The sequence below is a fragment of the Shewanella oncorhynchi genome, assembly GCF_030848765.1.
Taxonomy (GTDB): domain Bacteria; phylum Pseudomonadota; class Gammaproteobacteria; order Enterobacterales; family Shewanellaceae; genus Shewanella; species Shewanella oncorhynchi.
This window is the reverse complement of record NZ_CP132914.1, coordinates 2656491-2674953: the sequence shown is the minus strand read 5'-3', so window position 1 is coordinate 2674953 and position 18463 is coordinate 2656491. Positions and strand designations below refer to the sequence as shown.

Here is an 18463-nt window from a genome sequence, read left to right as displayed (position 1 = left end):
TTGTGCCTTTGTCGGGTTTATTTTGATTTTTGTGGCGTGAGATGGCAATGTCGTTGGACTATTGCTTCGTCACCGTCATCTAAACTGTGCAACCCAGTACGAGTGACATTGACTTTAGGCAGATTACAGCATGGTATCTCATGGTGAATAAAAACATTCGGTTAGCCCGCTTACAGGATACAGATAGTGTGCAGGTATTACTTGAGCAACTCGGTTATTCTTTGCCCTATGCCGCTTTAGCCCAGACGTTAAGCCAATATCAGCATGATTCTTTGCGCCGCAGTGATGAATTACTGGTGTATGAGCAACATAATGCGCAGGGTGACCTGCAAGTTGTCGCTGTGATGGCCTTAATGTTCTTTGATTATTTCCCCGCCTTGAGTCGTATCTGTCGTATAACCGCAATTGTGGTGGATGCCGACATGCGGGGTCAGGGCGTTGGCTCTCAGTTGATTGCCTTTGCGAAAGAAAGGGGAATGCAAGAGAATTGCCAGTTACTCGAACTCACTACATCGATGCAGCGCATTGCCACACAGCAATACTATGAAAGTATAGGGTTTACCAAAACATCTTTTCGCTACAGCTTAGTTTTGAGCGAACCAAACGGCTAATTCTTGGCTCGAGCGAGCATAATCAGATCCGTTGTCCTTGTGCCTTCGGGTACCGGAAAAACGTTGCGGGTGACATTGATAATTTCAAATTGATTGATTTTAGCAATTGATATTGCTTGGCCCACCACCGATATTCAGTCATCCGAATTTGTACATTAATACCAAAGCTCAGAGTAAATAGTTCAGATCAAAACAGATGTTTAGTCCTAAGTTATAGGCATGATTTTTATGTAAATTCACCATTAACTCGACATCCATCAGTTGCGCTAAGGTCACTGGTCTCGCTTCCCAGCGCGGTGCGTGGCCAGCATCATTACAGTGTGCTAGGTATAAACGTCGCGTACTTTGATGTATGCCAAAATACGTCATATTACAACGCTGGCTAATCGTTAAATAGGGCTCAAAGTCGAGTGCATATACCTGCATGTCTTTAAATTCTGCCCACTGGATATAGCGGGTTTTTTCATAATAACGCTTAGGTAAAGCGGCATCTGGTGCTATGGCGTCAAACAAGGCAATAACCGCTTGTAGATCCTTAAGTGTAATAATGTTCTTTTTAATCAATGTTTAAATCCTTAGTTTCATGGTTAGAGTAAATCTAAAAGTCATACCTTAAAATGTAGTTCCTAAAGTGTTCCCCATTGACCACAAAGCTTCATTCACCCCCAAAGGCGGTCGGCAAGACCCGATGCGCGTTGGGTTGCTTGGCTACTGGCCCGCTCGAATACGTGCTGGGTGCCTAAGCAGGTAAAGTGGACTTTAGCGCGGGTGATGGCGGTGTAGACCAACTCTTTGGTCAGCAGTTGCCACTGGGCTAGGCTGGGGCTCGGCGGCAATACTAAGGCCACACGGCTAAATTCGCTGCCTTGGCTTTTGTGTACTGTCATGGCATAACAGGTTTCATGGCTGGGCAAACGGGCTGGCAAGACTTTTAATAGGCTGCCATCGGCCTTGATAAAGTGCGCCATTAAACGTTCGGGTTTATCTTCATCCTGCAAAATCAATCCGATATCACCGTTAAACAGGCCTAAGTTATAGTCATTGCTTTGGATGATAATGGGCCGACCCAGATAAAACTCCTGTAGCGGTTTAATCAGCTTGGCATTGGCCAGTGCTTGAGTCACAAATTGATTAATACCTTCAACCCCATAATCGCCCGAGCGCATAGCACATAGAATACGGTACTGGTTAAAGCGTTCAATGATGTCAGCTGTGCTTGGACGTGTGCCTACATCACTATTACTTGCATCATTGTTACTTGCATGGCTATTCAAGGCACCGAGATAAGTGCCATATTGCTGGCAGGCTTGCTCTAGAAGTGAATTGAGTCCCATATTATTAGCAGGCTCGCTCACTTTGGCTTGGGTTTGGCTTACGACCATACTGTGTTCTAACCAGCTCAATTCTGCAGGTCCCTGTTGCCATACCTGCAAAATACCTTGAAGATCTGCGCGATTGACGGCACTGGCGAGCAGTCCAATCCCTGCATCGCCTTTAAATCTGTGGCTGTGCATTAGCATACATAAGCTATCGCCAAGTTTAGGGGCGTCGCTGATATAGGGCGTTAACTCAAAACCCGTTAAAGCACTCAGACGCTCGGCTTGTTCCTTGGAATAGCGCATTTGCCACAGAGCAGGGCTGCTTGAAGCTATGTTGTTCTGAGCAAGGTTATTGGGATCTACTGGTATTTTAAGGCCAGCACAAATATCGGCGAGCACAGCGCCAGCCTCAACCGAGGCGAGTTGGTCTTGATCGCCGAGTAAAATCAAACTGGCGTGCTCAGGCAATGCGCTCAGCAATTTATACATCATGGGCAAATCGACCATAGAGGCTTCGTCGACAATCAATAAGTCGAGCCTAAGCGGATTACCTTGATGGTGGCGAAAGTGCGGCGAATTGGGGATCACCCCAAGCAGCCTGTGTAAGGTTGAAGCTTCCTCTGGAATGCGGCCCAGAGCCGTTAAAAAGTCTTGGCTATTTCTATTGCGAACTTCATCAATAACATTAGCATGGGCGCTGAGTTCCTTCGCCAGACGCGCTTTTGAGGCTTTGATTGATTCGCTTAAGCGAGCCGCCGCTTTTCCCGTTGGCGCGACTAAACGGATTTCCTGCTGTGATTCCATTTGTAGCAATAACAAAAGTTTAGTTACAGTGGTGGTTTTACCCGTACCTGGGCCGCCAGTGATCACTGACAGTTTTTTACCCAGCGCTGTGGCCGTTGCGACCTTTTGCCAATCAATGGGTGCTGTGTCTTCACTGTTAGTGAGTACATTGGTAGTGAGTGCATGGGTCGCGCTCACATTGGCAGGGAACAGTTGATCTAACAGTGACCTCAACTTAGCGATTTGCGGTTGCTCTTGGTGGTTTGCTTCTTCAGATAAGTGCTTAGATACGCTTCCGGACAAGCGGATTAATGAGGCGGCGACTGAGGTTTCAAATTGATGATAACGTTGTAAATAGAGTCTGCCATTATCAAAAATAAGCGGTTTGTTACTGCCCGCTTGGCCGACGGCATCAAAGGTTTGCAAGGTCTCTGTGAGTGCTTCGAGGCTTAAGGTGATTTTACAATGGCTATTTTGTTCGGCCATGGGATTGAGTGGCACGATATGGGCGAGCACTAGACAACTGTGCTGTGAAGATAATTGCTGGCTTAACAGTGCGCACAGCAAAATAAACAAAGGTTGTTGGCTGTCGCTTGGATGTAAGTGGCTCATCTCGAGTGCGAAATGCCGGTCGAGTGGCGTGAGCAATCGTTCTTGCTCCCACTGTTTCAATAGCTCTGGCAGCGGCGCTGTAAGCTGAATTGCGCCATGGTCTATCCATTTCGCCGCTGTGAGTGAATGTGCATTTAGCCCTTGGGTTGAGCGCATCATGCCGTGACTCCTGTATCTATTGCACCAGTCAATCTGCTGTGAAATAAATTGTCATTAAAAAGTGAATCTAGCGCGAGAATAAGTGCCTTCGGCGGTTTGTCGTAATAAATACCATAGCCGGGATATTGAGCCGACATTCCCCGTAAGAACAAGTAATAACAACCGCCGATATGGCTGTCGTAGTCATAACTTGGCAGGCGTAAACTCAAATACCTGTGTAGCGCCAATGAATAGAGAATGTACTGCAAATCATACCTGTGATCGGTTATTGCGCTTTGCAGTGCGCTCTGATGATAGGCATTGATGTTGTCGCCTAAATGATTCGACTTATAGTCGGCGATATAATATTGACCTTGGTATTCAAAGGTTAAATCGATAAAGCCTTTGAGCATGCCCTTGAGATCATCAAACTTAAGTGTCGACTCATAGCCAAACTGCTGCAGTAGCGCATTGAGCTCAGTATCTTTAAGTTCGCTTAAGGGTAAATAAAACTCCATTTCGACTAAGGTATTCTGCGGCGATAACTTGGCTAAGCACAGATCTGGATGAGCAGGTTTGACGGCGCTTACATGCCCCGTGACCTGCGACTCTAAGGCGTGCGGTATCGCGCAGAGCGGTGCATGCAGCACATCCAAATACCAAGTATGTAATACTGTTTGCCACTCGGGCGCGATACCATATTGCAGCATGGCTTTAGGCAATTGCAGCGGTAAGTCGATTTCTGCCTGCGTAAAATCAATCTCTTCTAACACTAAATGCATAAAGCTACCGGCATTGGCGCCGCGCTCAAAGTTAAAGCGATTGAGCATGCCATCCTGCAGCTCATGGCTTGCCTCATTAGGAATAGAGAGTGTTTGCGCAGCCGTATATTCAAGCGTACCTAATATTTCATCGTCGGCACCCGGAGCGGCTTTACCATGGCTGGTATTTTTAACTAGGCCTGAATAACTGCCGACTCGCCACGGCGTGCTGTATTGGCGGGTTAAGGTTTTCGCGCTCAGTATTTGTGCTATGTCTTGGCTTGAGGGCAATGGCCGCTCGTCTATGTCATCGGGCACCTTATCAATACTTATGGCTTCCACATCTTGGGTGAGCTGCTGCGCAGCATTGCAGATACGGGCAAAGTCACATTCTGAATCGCCTATGCCCAATAGATAGCCGATAGCGGTTTCATGCAGCTGACTTTTAAGGCCATTTTTAAGCTGACGACTGTGATTGGCGATATACAAGTAACACAAATACACTGGGCGAGTGAGCGCCACATATAGCAAGCGCAAGTCTTCGGCCAAGGTTTCTTGTTTGGCGCGCTCCCAACCCTCATCCGTGCCTTCGATATCCCACACTAGCTCTTGCTCACCTGCATCGTTGGTTCTGTGGTACAGCATAGGCGTCGGGCGGCGGCGATTATCACGGGCTAGGCTGACAAAGGGCACAAAACACACGGGATACTCAAGGCCCTTACTCTTATGGATAGTCACAATTTGCACTAGATTCTGCTCGCTCTCAAGGCGCAGCTGCTGTTCATCGGTTCCCGTGTTATCAATCAGTTGTTGTTCATACCAATTGAGTAGGGCACTCATACCATCAAGTTCGGTGGCTTTTTGTTGTAATAGCTCGGCAAGGTGGCGAAAATCCGTCAGGCGACGCTCACCGTTTGTGGCATCTCGGTCTTGTGCATCAGTTTGCGCACTGGCGGTGTGCAGTAAACGGTCAATCAGTTTAGTGCTATTGGCAAGGCTGAGTAGCGCGGGCATGATACCGCGTTTTTGCCACACTTGGTGCAAGTTAAAAAACTGCTCTAATAACAGCTGTCTGTGCTCTTCATCTTGGTTAAAGGCATGGATTTGCTCGGCGCTATAACCTAATAATGCCGTGGCTAGGGCGCTGCGCAGTGCCCGTTCATCTTTAGGGTTCGCCAGAGATCGCAAAATTAACGCCATTTCCCGCGCTTCAAGGGTATCGAACACACTGTCGCGACTTAAAAATACTGCGCCTATGTGGCGTTTACTTAATGCGGTTTTCATCACTGCCGCTTCGTTGCGATCCCGCACTAGGATAGCGATGTCTTTAGCGATCAAAGGCCCTTTCGGGCCGTGGCATTCGCCATTGGCTGCATCTGTCAGTAAATGGGTAATTTGTGCCGCCGCGTCTTCTGCGAGCAAGTGTCTTGCCGTGGTTTTGTTGAGGCCGTTTTCTGCGCTTTCGCTTAAGAGTCTTAATCTTAAGGCGGCAGGATTGGCGGTTTTTTCAGTGAGGATTTTCCCTTTAGCACTGCTGGGCGTTTTCACGCTATCAAAGGGGATCGATTGACTGATAAACGGATCGTGATGCTGGCTAAACAGATGGTTAACCCCAGCGACCATGTTTGCGCTTGAGCGGTAGTTGGTATCCAGATGATAGTGGGCCTGCGTATGATGACGGGCCTCAATATAGGTATGGATATCGGCACCGCGAAAGGCATAAATGGCTTGCTTAGGATCGCCAATCATCAACAGGCTAAGCTTATTTTCTGTATCGTTTTTGCTTTGTTCAAACGAGTAACGGTCTTGGTAGATGCCAGAGAAGATCGCAAATTGCAGCGGATCGGTATCTTGGAATTCATCAATAAGCGCGACGGGGAAACGTGTTGCCACGGCTTTGGGCAAGGTTTCATTATTGGCGTTTAACGCGCTCGCTAATGTCGTGAGTAAGTCATCAGGGGTCAGCACATTTTTTTGTTGTTTTTGCTGGGCAAATCGCTCGCTTATGCCGAGTTTCGCGCTATATAAAAATGCGGGTTTAATGGCGGCAATCAATGTGGCGAGTTGCTCCATATGATCCATTAGCGGCGCTTCACTCACACTTGGGATCACGCCGCCCTTGTTGAGTTTTAACTCAGACAAGGACAAGGCTTCTAACTCTTTCAGCGGCGGTAACCCATGACCGAAGGCGAGCCAGTTATCTAGCGCATCGAACATGGCGGCTAGCTTGGGGTACTTATCCGTTGCTTTGCCAAAGCGGGTGCCGTTGAGTGGCAAACTGTGTAGCAATGCCAATAAGCCATCGCGTCCCCTTGGCCAAGCTAATTTAAAGCGCTCTAAACTTTGGCGTAGTGACAGGGCTAAGGCATCAAACTTAAGCGCGGGTTTCAGAGGCTTTGCTTGACTGGCGCCAAGGAGCGGTCGCAACTGTTTGACTAAACCATCGGGCTCGCCAAATTCCTTGGCAATGATTTGCGCTAAGTAATCGGGCAGCGGATAACAGGCCTCACGCCAAAAATCCCGCACAGCATGGTGCAAAAATTCGCTGTCGTCCAAGGTAAAGTCCGATTCGAACAGCAAGGAAGACTCAAAGGCGAGATCCGATAAAATTCGCTGACAGAAACCGTGGATGGTAAAAATCGCCGCTTCATCGAGGGATTTAAGGGCGAGATCGAACCGCCGCAGGGCAATGGCGCGTTCACTCTCTGGGGTGTTGTCATACAACGCCTGCACAAAGGGATCGGCAATCGTTAGTCCTAAGAAACACTTAAAGGCAACTTGAATACGGCGACGAATACGATCCCTTAACTCTTCGGTGGCCGCATTGGTGAAGGTGACTACGAGAATTTGTTCGCAGGTGAGCGGCGCAGGAATGCCATCACCAAGCAATAAGCGTAAGTAAAGACCTGAAATCGTGTAGGTTTTACCTGTGCCAGCGCTGGCCTCAATAAGACGACTACCGCCAAAGGGCAGAGTGAGAGGATCAAGCGCTTGTGGTGCAGACTGTAAGGCTTGCGTGTTCAACGGCATTTGTTCACTCATGCTTGCTCTCCCTGTGCGCTATTGCGGTTCAAATGTGGTGCGAGAGCTTGTGTGTCAGTCGCGTGTTCATTAGCAGGGCCTTGGCTCATGCCATCGTTTAGCGCAAATTCCTCAAGCTGAGCCAGCGTGTCTTTGAGATATAAACTCACCATAGGGCGATAGATACGCTCGGCTAATGCGCCAAAGCTATCCTCAGAGAAATCCCGCGGGAAACTGAATAATCGCTGGTAATGGGGTTCATTTCCTTCTCCAAAAGCAGCTTCACCCAATTGACTCTGCTCATCTAACCATTCGGGTAACGCTTGCTGCAAACGCTCATCGTGCTCACCCTCGCAGCTGACGTAGGCCAGTGAGGTGCGCGGCATAAAACACAGTGGGTATTGCTGACCTTGATAAAACAGCACCAGCAAATCGGCCAGTAACACATGGGCGCGCTCAGCAGTGATTGGCGCTAAGGCGTGGAAATGCCCCATGTCGAGTAGATAGCTTGCATGTGTGTGGCCCATTGCCATTAAACACAGGTGGCGAAGGTACAACCTCAGCACATCGCGGCCGTGGGCGCTACCAGGGCGGTAATTGACTAATCCCTTAGGACTGATGTCATCAATACGGCCTTGCAGTAACACTTGCTGGGATTTACCCGCCGTGATGGGCAAGTCAAACACGAGTTTAATATCGGCGTGACTGCTGGCTTGTTCTCCCTTGAGGAACAAGGTTCTGCCAATCAAAGGTTTAATATCATGCTGATATTGGCGCAGTAGCAAATCATCGAAGGGCTGCATGGGCAAAGTGCCACTGGCTTTGAGGCGTTTAATCAGCTCGATATCAGGCTCAGTTAGGCCTTGGCCTATGGCATCGTCGAGTAACTTGGCCTGTAACATATAGCGCTCTAGGGCATTCAAGCTAAAGGGCTCGTCATTATCATCAGCCTGAATATTAAGGCTGAGATCGACTTTTAACGTACGGTTGAAGAAGTACTGCGCCGGATTTCGAAAGAAACGGATCAGGGCTGACACATCCACTTGCTTACTTTGCTGTTGTTCGTGCTCAGAATCTGGCACTGAGTCTTGTTCATCCGCGTCGAGCATAATGCGAGTTTGCGCGCCGATAAAGCAGCCCGCATGTGTGCCCGCAGCATCCGTATTGGGCGGACACCATTGCAGGCTGTAACTTTGGCCTATGCCTGAGTTATGTTGGCTTATGTTTGAGCCATCTTTGTCATCATTTTTTACTGTGGCTTGATACAACTTGGGATCAAAGGGTTGCAGCGGCTGGTGGCTGACAATTGCGTTATAGAGGGCTTTTTCGGCATCCTCTGGGTCTATGGGGCTTGAAGCGTTTTGCGATTGAGCCAATAGCGTTTCAGGTAGATAGCACAGCTGACAATATTCAATCAGTTCAGAGACGAGCATAGAGGCGATACGCTCAGAGTTATCCCGTTCGCTGCGGCCAATATAGCTGATATACAGTTGTTCCCGCGCCGACAATAAGGCTTCTAAAAACAAATATCTGTCATCGAGGCGGCGGGAACGATCGCCTTTACGGGCACCAAAGTGTGCCATTAAATCAAAGCCGACGGGATGTTGAACCCTAGGATAAACCCCATCGTTCATGCCGAGTAAACACACGACCTTAAAGGGGATCGAGCGCATCGGCATCAAGGTACAAAAGTTCACGCTCCCCGCAAGATAACGCTGGCCGACCCGAGATTCGGTTAAGCGTTGATTAAACCACTGCTGCAGTACTTCAATACTGAGGCTCAGTCCGCTTATGTTCTCTTGGGTTAGCGGGTTTGTCTCTAACGTTTTTGTATCTAAGGGCCTGCCCGCCGACAGTAACTCTTGCTCTAGGGCGGCAATGGCATCGCGGATTTCCTGTAATTGTTCGCGTTCGTCTTCATCTGTGTCGTAGAAGGCATCTAGTAGCTCAGTTAATTCCGCTAAACGCAGTGCGCCCACTTGTGGCAGGGCGAGTATTTGCGCCGTTTCATCGAGTACTTCAATAAAATTGAGTAGCTTACCTAACGCCTGCGCCGATTGGCCTTCGATGCCAGTGACGACAAGATGGTCTTGATAGAGCGGCGCATCGTCACTCAAGGCGTAACCTAAAATCAGCCTTTTAATACCAAAGGCCCAAGAGTTTTGCTCAAACGCTGGCACACCTTGTTTAAGGCGGCTTTGTTCATCGCGGCCCCAGCGCACGCCCGCTTCATCTAACCAGCGGCGGATCAGTTGCAATTCATCGTCATCGAGCTGGAAACGGCGCAAAATGGCGGGCACTTCGAGTATGCTCAAAATGTCGGTCAGACCAAAACGGCTCTGATTAATCCCGAGTAAATTTAAAAAGCTATTGATGAGCGGTGATTCCTGCGCCGCGCCGCGGTCGGCAATGGCGTAGGGAATGTAATGCAGGCCTTGTTTGGCCGAGAAGACAGCATCGATGTAGGGCGCGTAGGCGGCGACATCGGGCATCATCACCACTATGTCTTTAGGCGTCAGGTCGATATCATTGCTGAGTAACTCAAGCAAGTGATCGTGTAGGGTTTCGATTTCCCGCAGTGGGCTGTGACAACTCTTGACTCGAATGGATTCATCGTCGCGCTTTAGTAGGCGTCTGTTCTCGACATTTTGGTACAGCTCGGCATCTGGCCCTAGCACTCTGTCTAAGGTTTGCATCTCTAAAATATCGTATTGCACGCCGTGGAGCATGCTGGCGTGACTGTGTGGCGAGTTGGGATCGTCACAGGGTTCACAATACACATCATCGCCAAAGTCGCAGTGTTCGGCGGGGAGCTCAAGCAGCATATCGAGTAATTCACGGCCCATCTTGCCGTTATTGGCAAGCAGCGGATTGCCCACTTCGAGTTTATCTTCCCACAATTCGGCTAATTGGCGTTTACCCGCATATTGCACCGCCATGCGAGCCCGATTACGGGGATCAACAATGTCGCCCCAATAGTGCTGACAGGGGCTTAAGCCAAGCACGATCACATCGATACGACTTGCTAGATGGTAAAGCACTTCAAGGGTTTGCGGCGCCATCGAGGAAATGCCAAACACAAATAGGCGTTGTGGCAATTTGGCGAGTGACGTGTCGAGATTATTCAGCGCTGCAATTAAGTCACTGTGCAGGTTGGCCCTGTGGTAATGGCTTTGATTAAGCTCATCACGATTAAAGGCAATGAGTGCGCGCCATAAAATGGGTTGCCAGCGTTGGTCTTCATTCAGCGGCTTGGTGAGTGAGTCGGGATGCTCGTTTTGCTCCCACGCTAAAATCCAATCGGGGCGATACACTAAGTATTGGTCGAAGATATCGGCGATGCGGCCACAGAGTTGGTACAGCTTAATATCGTCAGCCGTCATATCACTCGTGTTGTGCTGTTCATTCGTGTCGGCGGCATTTGTGCTGGATTGCTGATGACTTAGATAGTGTCTCAACGGCCCAAAGGCGTCATTTTGTAGCATGCGCGGTAAGAGTTGCATCAGCTTCCACGTCATTGCCGCCTTAGTGAAGGCGTTATCCTTAGGCACATTGGGCAATAAGTCATGGCACAACTGCCAGGTAAAGCTCGATGGCAGCGGGAATTCCAATGCGGCGGCAATCCCATTTTGTTTGGCGATTTCGAGGCGTAGCCAAGTCGACATGCCGGGACTCTGTACCAGAATATGCTCGTTACTCAGTAGACGTGCGAAAGCAAGGGGTTGGGTCAGGTAAGCGGCTAAATGGGCGCAGAGCACTTCCATCTGATTGGACTGGATTAACTTTAGCATGTGCAACTCGGCATGGTGACAGTAAAACAATTCTATGTGTTTGATTTATAAGATTCAACACTATTGCTGCTTCTGTGGAATTAACCCGCAATTTTAGGTGTTTATTGGTGTTTGCTCCGATGAGGCATCGTCAGTTACAGCTCAGTTGACGAATGCTAGGCTAGATTGAACTTATCTTTCACTTTGGTTCGGAGCAATAACCAGTTGAGTTGCTTCGCCGCCGCTTTAAATGCGGTTAAATGCGCTTGATAGTCTTTAGCCGGTAAATCTTGGTACTTCAGCGCCACATAACTTTGTGTCAAGGTTTGGAACAGCGTGCAAAGCTTTGGTGCACTGTGTTGGTATTGCTCAATAATCTGCTGCGCAAATTGATTTGGTCCATCACTGTCTTTGCGCTTAATGCCGTGGTGTGCAAGACGAATACAGAGCTGTTGATAACAAGTACTAATAGGATCGCCTTGAACTCTAAAATGTAATAAGCCCGCGCTGTAGGCGATATAGAGCACGATAAGGCTGATACAGAGCCCCATAAAGACCGCGATTTTAGTGTGAGTCACATCGCCTAAAATGCCACTGAGCACTTGATTCTGCTTCTCTTGGTTAAAACCCAGTACCCACACGCTCCAGTAATAATCTATGCTGGCAAAACGTTGTCTTAACTCATTGAGCCAAGGCATTGATTTAAATCGTAAGCTACTAAAAGGGCTTTCCTGCAGGTAACTTTGCTCGGGATCAAACTGGGCGTCGAATCCTTGTTCGATACGATCGGGCGCCACCATAGCGGTCGGGTCGAAACGCACCCAACCTTCACCTTCAAGCCAGACTTCTGCCCATGCGTGGGCCATATATTGATACACACTGTAGTAACCCGCTTGCGGATTAAATTCACCGCCCTGATAGCCTGTGACCATACGCGCGGGTAAGCCTGTGGCCCGCGCCATAAAAATGAAGGCTGCGGCATAGTGCACGCAAAAACCGGCTTTGTTTTCAAATAAGAAATCATCCACTTGCTGCGGCCCAAGGGGAGGCGGCGTGAGAGTGTAGAAAAAAGGCTCACTATTAAAGTGGCCCATCATGGCCCATAGTCGTGGCTTAGGCGCGGGATACTGAGTCTTAAACTGCTCAGCTAACGCCAAAGTGCGTGGATTACTTTGGCTCGGCAGTTTGAGGTTAATCTGCCTTTGCCGCACCGAGAGCTTGAGGTCCATCTTCGCCTTAGGCCAAGACTCTACTTGATAACTCATTCGCTGATCGACATTGCGCAGCGCTAACAGTCGATAGTCGGGCATATTGACCACGCTATCATCTTGGCTGTAGGCCACATCGAGACCAAATAACCACGGCTGGTGGTTCGGCTCAGCAATCACTTGGTAACGAAGACTCAGCTTGTTGTTTTGCTCACCTTGTTTTGCAGCATCTTGACCTTCACTGCCTATCAATGCTGGGCTGGGCCGTGAGGGCGGAAACAGCAGCGCATCTTTTTGCAACTGTTTAATCCCCGCTTCTTGGCGCCAAGTGACACCATCATAGTGCTCCATCACGAGGGCGCGCCAATATAACTCGGCATTAATGGGCGTTGCATTGGTAAAACTCGCCCTAAAGGCCAGTTCAGTCGAACGGGTGAGCTTACCTATATCACCAATCGCCAGACTATCGGACAAGCCCGTTTGGGCTTCTTTCATGTTGGGCACTAACCAGAGCGGTGCAAGACGCGGTAACACTAAAAATAACAGCAGCGCGAGGGGAAGGCTCTGGAGTAAAAATTTGCCACCGATCCAAGCCGTGTGTTTTAAGGATTGCTTATCTTGATACAAAGTCACGAGCACGCAGGTATTGATCAGTGTCACCACGAGCAAGTGCGCGGTATTAAGCAGGGATTGATGGTCGATAAAGGTCAGCGCGATAATAAAATAGCCCGCGAGGACGACAACGCGCACATCCCTTTGATTACGCATTTCAATGTATTTTAAGGCATAACCTAACAGCAGCAGATTCACTAGCGCATTGAGTAAGCCGATTTCCTTTGAGACGAGTGCCAGTGTGGTTGCGGCGCCGATTGCAAGACTGGTGACCAAAAAACGCGGTGGTTTTGCCACTTTGCCGACATAAATCCCCACACGCCACAGCAAACAGATAGCGCAAATGCCCAAAGTCCAAGGCGTGGTTTTATCAAATAGTGGGCTTAATACCGCAATATTGGTGATCAATAACCAAAAGAGTGTCTGGCGGCTAATATTGTCGCCTATTTGCGGTGTCGTGCTATTGGCCGCTAACTTCATACTTGCTCCCTCGAAGTAGGGATATGATGCTGCTTGCGGGGAGCTTGATTCGTTTTTTGTGGCTGATTAGCGACTGATGACTGATATGGGGGCTTCGCCGTTGAAGGCGCTAATTGTGGATATAAGGCAATGGCTTTTTGACAGGCGATCCTATGGTGATTGCCTATCGCGGGCGCGATCAGAACATCGTCTCCCATTGGGTTTTGCAGATGTAAGCCAAAATACTGCTCAAGTTGCGTGAGTTTATTGACTTGCCAGCTTAACTGACTCAATTGGGTTTCGAGGCGTTTGGCATCGGGTCTGAGCCTTAACCAGACGGGATCACCTTGGGGCTGCTGGAATTCTTTAGTCAACATGCCGCGACCCTGTGCCCATTGTTTCCATGCCACTTGCTTGAGGGATTCGCCGAGCACATGGGGTTTCAGGCCTTTAAACTCATCAATCCCCGACACATGTTTACCCGCGAGTAACAGGGGATCTTGCTCCGACTGGGCATGATCAGCCTCAAGCTGCAGCGGCGCTTCAATCGGCTGGGCAAAGACTAAGTGACTAATGGCTAAATCCACATGCGACCATGCGCGGCAAAGCCCTAAGGGATAGAAGGATTCAATTTTGAGCCGACCTGGTGACACTTGACCCCGCTGATGATATTCGAAGGGCACGAGCGCTTGTTGTTCATCTGTACCAAGGTTCTGCACCGTATAAGTGCGATTATTCGGATAGTTAAGTTGTATGTTATGGCCACTATGGTGCGTGCTGATGAGGACGGGAAAGGTTAAAGTTTCGCCCGCATAGACTTCGGGCGGCGTCGTGGCCCGTAAATGTAAGCCGGCCAGATTTTTGTAACTGTAGAGAATGCAGGTATTAAAGAGGCTTAGGAGTAAGATGCTGAGGCCAATGACTAAGTTGTTTTGATAGTTAGTGCCGAATAGATATAAAAGTAAAACCAGACCAAGCCAAACTAACCCAAAACCGCTCGGCAGAATAAAAATGCTGCGATGGCTTAAGGTTATTTCGGGACTCGGTGGCAAGCGTCTTGCTAACCAACGTTGCCAAATCGGGACTAACGTCGGAATGAAAGTCGGGAGTATCAGTCGTTTCACTTCTGAGTTATTTCCTTAGTTTAATGGGTTAACTGCATACTTTAGCGATATCTCCTCATTACAGTATCTTGCTACATAATAGGGTTAACGCTGGCGAGAATTCGCTCAGATAGGGCTTCACCCTGTAATTGGCTACTGGTTCTGAGTCTATGCTCCGCTACACAACAAAATACCGCTTGCACATCTTCTGGGACTAAATAATGTCGGCCTTCTAAAAAGGCCCATGCCTTAGCCGCTTGTAATAGCGCTTTGGTGGCACGCGGTGATAACCCCACGCTATCACTTTGGCTACGGGAAAAACTCACTAAGGCCAAAATATAATTGAGTAAGGCATCGGAAGTGCTGACTTTGTCGCACTGCTCTTGCAGTTGCATTAAGGCCATCGGTGTCAGGCATTGGGGCAATTGATCTAAGGTTAAGTGGTTATGATTGCTCTTAAGCATAGCGAGTTCAGCATCGTGGCTTGGATAACCAATAGACAGACGCATCATAAACCTGTCGAGCTGCGATTCTGGTAGCGAAAATGTACCGGATTGATCGGTGGGATTTTGAGTCGCGATCACAAAGAAAGGATTGGGCAATCTGTGGGTGATGCCATCGACGGAAATTTGTTGTTCGGCCATCGCTTCGAGTAAAGCACTTTGTGTCTTAGGGCTGGCGCGATTAATTTCATCGGCCAAAATCATCTGCTTAAAAATCGGTCCAGGATGAAAGATAAATTGTGCTTGATGCTTATCAAAAATCGATACGCCGAGAATGTCGGCAGGCAGCATGTCACTGGTGAATTGGATCCGCTGATAGCTCAAACCTAAGCTTTGGGCTATACCATGGGAAATACTGGTTTTACCCATGCCGGGTAAGTCTTCAATCAACAGGTGCCCACGGGCGAGAATACAGGCTAAAGCGAGACGAATTTGCCTAGGCTTGCCCAGCAATACTTGTTCGAGTTGTTGTAGTAATTCGCTGATCCCAGATTGTGCCACGGGCGACTCCTAATACATTTGGAAGTGTGCTTAAGGTGCATTTGCAAGCTGATGTGCGTTATCACTATGGCGGATCATTGCCCGTATATCCAGTGGCATTTTTAGTGCTAAATCAATTACTCGACAGCATTAGGTTTGGTCTTGAGTGGGCTGGTGGCGCGAATGTAAACCGTTTTAGCCTGATCTTACGTAAGGCACAGTACTTGGCTGCTGGTGGGGCGAATAAACCAGGATTTAAACAAAAAGCCTTGGACAAAGTCGACACCGATATCCCGCGCAAAGGCTAAGTGAGCTTCAGTTTCTATGCCTTCTAAAATGCACTGTTTGTGGGTCTTTTGGGCAAAGTTGACCAATGCAATTAATAATTGGGCTCCCTCGGGGTGTGTTATGTGTGTTAACCAATGGCGGTCAAACTTAAGATAATCCACGTTTATCATCAGATCGACACTGAGCATGGAGTGGGGCGCACCAATATCATCCAGCGCCACATGTATCTTAGCTTGTTTAAATTGAGTGAATAATTGACTGGCCAGCTGGGCATCGTTAATGCAGGTGTTTTCGATGATCTCGACCGTGACTCGTTCATAGTGGGACAGTAAACGAATGAGCTTGGCGGTATGTGGTCCATCGACGGCGTGGGGATCAACATTGATAAAAATTCGCTGCTGACTCGGCGCATGGATGAGTTGAAATGCCTTGGCTTGATATTCAACTGCAGCGAGTATTTCTGTAGATTCATGCAATTGCTCGAACACAATATTAGGTGCAACCGCATCACCATTAGGCAAGTAAAAGCGTGCTAAGGCTTCATAGCCGTCGATGGCTAAAGTATGAGGATTGACAAAGGGTTGGTATTCGCAGCTAAGGGTTAACGAACTAAGGTTAATCATGGGTGTAATGGGATTCTTAATGCTTTAATGCTAATTATTCGCATTTAATGCCTTTCAGTGCAAACAAGTTTTCGATAAAACGGCGTGATTGCTGAATAATTATTCGCTTTGCTAATTATTTGAATTTAGAGAATAACATTTAGAATTTTTGGTGGTTAAAGCATGAGCGTTACCCTAGGGTATGCTGAAAAGTAGGAACTCGATGCAGCTGAGTATCGAGTTCCTTTTCATGTCACGAGTTAGTAAGCAAACTTAAGCTCAGCTTCGCTGAATAATGGCTGTGCTTTTTGCTTTTGCGCCTCATAAATCAATCGATAGCTGAGGACGGCTTGAACATATTCACGGGTTTCAGTAAAGGGAATCGCCTCGATAAAGCCCATGGCATCGAGTTTGCCATCAGAGTTTGATAACCAGCGACGCACGCGAGAGGGACCCGCGTTATAGGCAGCCGTGGCGAGGATGCGGTTTTGGTTAAACTCTTTCAACAACTGGGCATAGTAAGCGCTACCAAGATTGAGGTTAAGCTCTGCGCTGTAGAGATCCTTTGGATCGCTATATCTGGCCCCGTGTTTTTTGGCGGTAGCTTTGGCCGTGGCGGGCATAATTTGCATTAGGCCACGGGCACCTACACCCGAGGTCGCATAAAGATAGAATGCACTTTCGCGGCGGCTAATCGCACGGATCTCATCGATGTTAACCCTATGCTTTTTGCTGGCGTGCTCAAAACCGGCTTGGTGCGCCATAGGGAAGCGTAGAGGAATATCATCCCACAGCTTACCTTGAATACTGGCTTCAACACCAAAATCGTACCAGCCCTGTTCATGGGCATAGCGTCCATAACGTGCTCGCATCGTATTGTCACTGCGTTTTAGTAGTGACATCCATTCATAGCGAGCATCGAAATAACGGTCGAGCGCCATTAACTCTTGCACTCTGACAAAGCCGAGATCATCTGTTAACTTTTGGCTATTGGCATCAACAACAGGCTCAGGGCTTTGATTGAGTGATACCGGTTTATTTAAGAACTGCGCAGCAGCAAAACCGTAAAAATTACGTTCATTACTGATTGTCGCGAGCGCTTTTATGGCGCTTTCAGGCGCTTCTTTGGCATTGGTGCGATAAAGCCAGTATTGCCAACGTTCCTTTGCCAAGGTTTCTGGTTGGAGTAGGTTCAAGTAACGGGCAATACTGCGCATGTCGTGATCGCGGATAGCCCATCTTAAACGGCGCTCAAATAAGTCGTCATTTTTCAGCTCAGTGAGCACATTGTCGACATAGTTTTTATAGTTATCATCTTGTTCAATTAAAATGCGGCGAACAAGGTATTTATCGAGTTGCTGCGCTTGTTCTGGGGTAAAACGATGGGCCTTTTGATACCGTTCATACAAATTAATGGCTTGGTCGAGATCCTTACGGGCAAGGCGTTTTAATCCTGCTGCAACAATGTCACCGACAATGGGATTTTTATCTTTAAACTTTTCGGTATGGCGCAGGCTATTGGGATCTTTATAGACGGCGACTAAACGCTTAGCTTCGTTACTATGGGTGGTGATTTTTTGGGATAAAAAACTCAGTAAACTCGTTTCACCAGCCTCGAAACTCAGCATCATTCGCGCCCATACGACATCTTGTGTGCGTTTGCCCGCTTTGGTCCATGTGTTGAAAAGAGGATCACATTCCTTTGGTCGCGAACCCCCAAATACCCAAAGTGATTGTGCGGCCGCATAAGCCGTTTTTAGATCGCCCTTGGCGAGTTTCGCCTCATAGTAATAACACTGCAGGCGGATGTCTGTAGGCGCTTCTGGGGTGATCGCAAGATAATCATTCCAGCGTTTTTGGCTACCAGCATTGTTTAAATATTTAGACCGTAACCTATTGTACATGGGTGTGGTTTCATATTTTTCAATCAAGGCTTTAGCTGCATAACCCTGTAAGGCATTAAGAGCACCTATGTCGATATCATGATCTAAATAAATCGCGAGCGGATAATTACCTAGTTTTGCCCGTAGGGGTTTATAGGTTGCATAATCTTGCTTCTTCAGGGCTTTTTCGGCCTCAAGAAAGGTTTTCTGCGTTGACGTTAACGCAAGTGCAGCAGGGGCATTCAATGCGCCTGCGAGCAATATTGCACTGGATATAACCACATTTATAACTGCTTTGCACATGGAGCGT

General features: G+C 48.2%; 10 protein-coding genes. 1 reads left to right on the top strand and 9 read right to left on the bottom strand.

Annotated features, from left to right (window positions below; all coding sequences use genetic code 11):
- Positions 1-140: 140 nt before the first annotated feature.
- The gene (locus RA178_RS12090; protein WP_306682004.1) at positions 141-611 is read left to right on the top strand and encodes a GNAT family N-acetyltransferase; all 471 of its coding nucleotides are present in this window, start codon (positions 141-143) and stop codon (positions 609-611) included.
- 168 nt (positions 612-779) lie between these two features.
- On the opposite strand, the gene RA178_RS12085 is transcribed toward RA178_RS12090, so the two are convergent.
- From RA178_RS12085 to RA178_RS12045, 9 genes are all read right to left on the bottom strand, one after another.
- Positions 780-1175, bottom strand: a complete 396-nt coding sequence (locus RA178_RS12085) for a hypothetical protein (RefSeq protein WP_306682003.1) — start codon at positions 1173-1175, stop codon at positions 780-782.
- A 95-nt stretch (positions 1176-1270) separates the two neighbouring features.
- Positions 1271-3484 (bottom strand): exodeoxyribonuclease V subunit alpha, encoded by a 2214-nt coding sequence (gene recD / locus RA178_RS12080; protein WP_306682002.1) that lies wholly within the window; start codon positions 3482-3484, stop codon positions 1271-1273.
- Positions 3481-7266 (bottom strand): exodeoxyribonuclease V subunit beta, encoded by a 3786-nt coding sequence (gene recB, locus RA178_RS12075; RefSeq protein ID WP_306682001.1) that lies wholly within the window; start codon positions 7264-7266, stop codon positions 3481-3483. Before recB ends, recD begins: the two co-directional genes overlap by 4 nt.
- Positions 7263-11036, bottom strand: a complete 3774-nt coding sequence (recC, locus tag RA178_RS12070) for an exodeoxyribonuclease V subunit gamma (protein WP_306682000.1) — start codon at positions 11034-11036, stop codon at positions 7263-7265. The genes recB and recC overlap by 4 nt, the downstream gene beginning before the upstream one ends.
- Before the next feature lie 155 nt (positions 11037-11191).
- Positions 11192-13315, bottom strand: a complete 2124-nt coding sequence (locus RA178_RS12065) for a transglutaminase TgpA family protein (protein WP_306681999.1) — start codon at positions 13313-13315, stop codon at positions 11192-11194.
- Entirely contained in the window at positions 13312-14418 is a 1107-nt protein-coding gene (locus RA178_RS12060; RefSeq protein WP_306681998.1) for a DUF58 domain-containing protein, read from the bottom strand. Before RA178_RS12060 ends, RA178_RS12065 begins: the two co-directional genes overlap by 4 nt.
- Before the next feature lie 71 nt (positions 14419-14489).
- Positions 14490-15401: an AAA family ATPase gene (locus RA178_RS12055; RefSeq protein ID WP_306681997.1), complete on the bottom strand. Its 912-nt coding sequence runs from the start codon at positions 15399-15401 to the stop codon at positions 14490-14492.
- Positions 15402-15586: 185 nt separating this feature from the next.
- Complete coding sequence (locus tag RA178_RS12050; RefSeq protein WP_306681996.1) at positions 15587-16291, bottom strand: EAL domain-containing protein; 705 nt, start codon at positions 16289-16291, stop codon at positions 15587-15589.
- 239 nt (positions 16292-16530) lie between these two features.
- The gene (locus tag RA178_RS12045; protein ID WP_028760024.1) at positions 16531-18456 is read right to left on the bottom strand and encodes a transglycosylase SLT domain-containing protein; all 1926 of its coding nucleotides are present in this window, start codon (positions 18454-18456) and stop codon (positions 16531-16533) included.
- Between the last annotated feature and the right edge of the window lie 7 nt (positions 18457-18463).

Bases quoted from the DNA above. Each gene is read 5' to 3' on its own strand.
- RA178_RS12090 (WP_306682004.1), top strand. From the start codon at position 141: ATGGTGAATAAAAACATTCGGTTAGCCCGCTTACAGGATACAGATAGT.
- recC (WP_306682000.1), bottom strand. From the start codon at position 11,036: ATGCTAAAGTTAATCCAGTCCAATCAGATGGAAGTGCTCTGCGCCCAT.
- RA178_RS12065 (WP_306681999.1), bottom strand. From the start codon at position 13,315: ATGAAGTTAGCGGCCAATAGCACGACACCGCAAATAGGCGACAATATT.
- RA178_RS12050 (WP_306681996.1), bottom strand. From the start codon at position 16,291: ATGATTAACCTTAGTTCGTTAACCCTTAGCTGCGAATACCAACCCTTT.
- recB (WP_306682001.1), bottom strand. From the start codon at position 7,266: ATGAGTGAACAAATGCCGTTGAACACGCAAGCCTTACAGTCTGCACCA.
- recD (WP_306682002.1), bottom strand. From the start codon at position 3,484: ATGATGCGCTCAACCCAAGGGCTAAATGCACATTCACTCACAGCGGCG.
- RA178_RS12045 (WP_028760024.1), bottom strand. From the start codon at position 18,456: ATGTGCAAAGCAGTTATAAATGTGGTTATATCCAGTGCAATATTGCTC.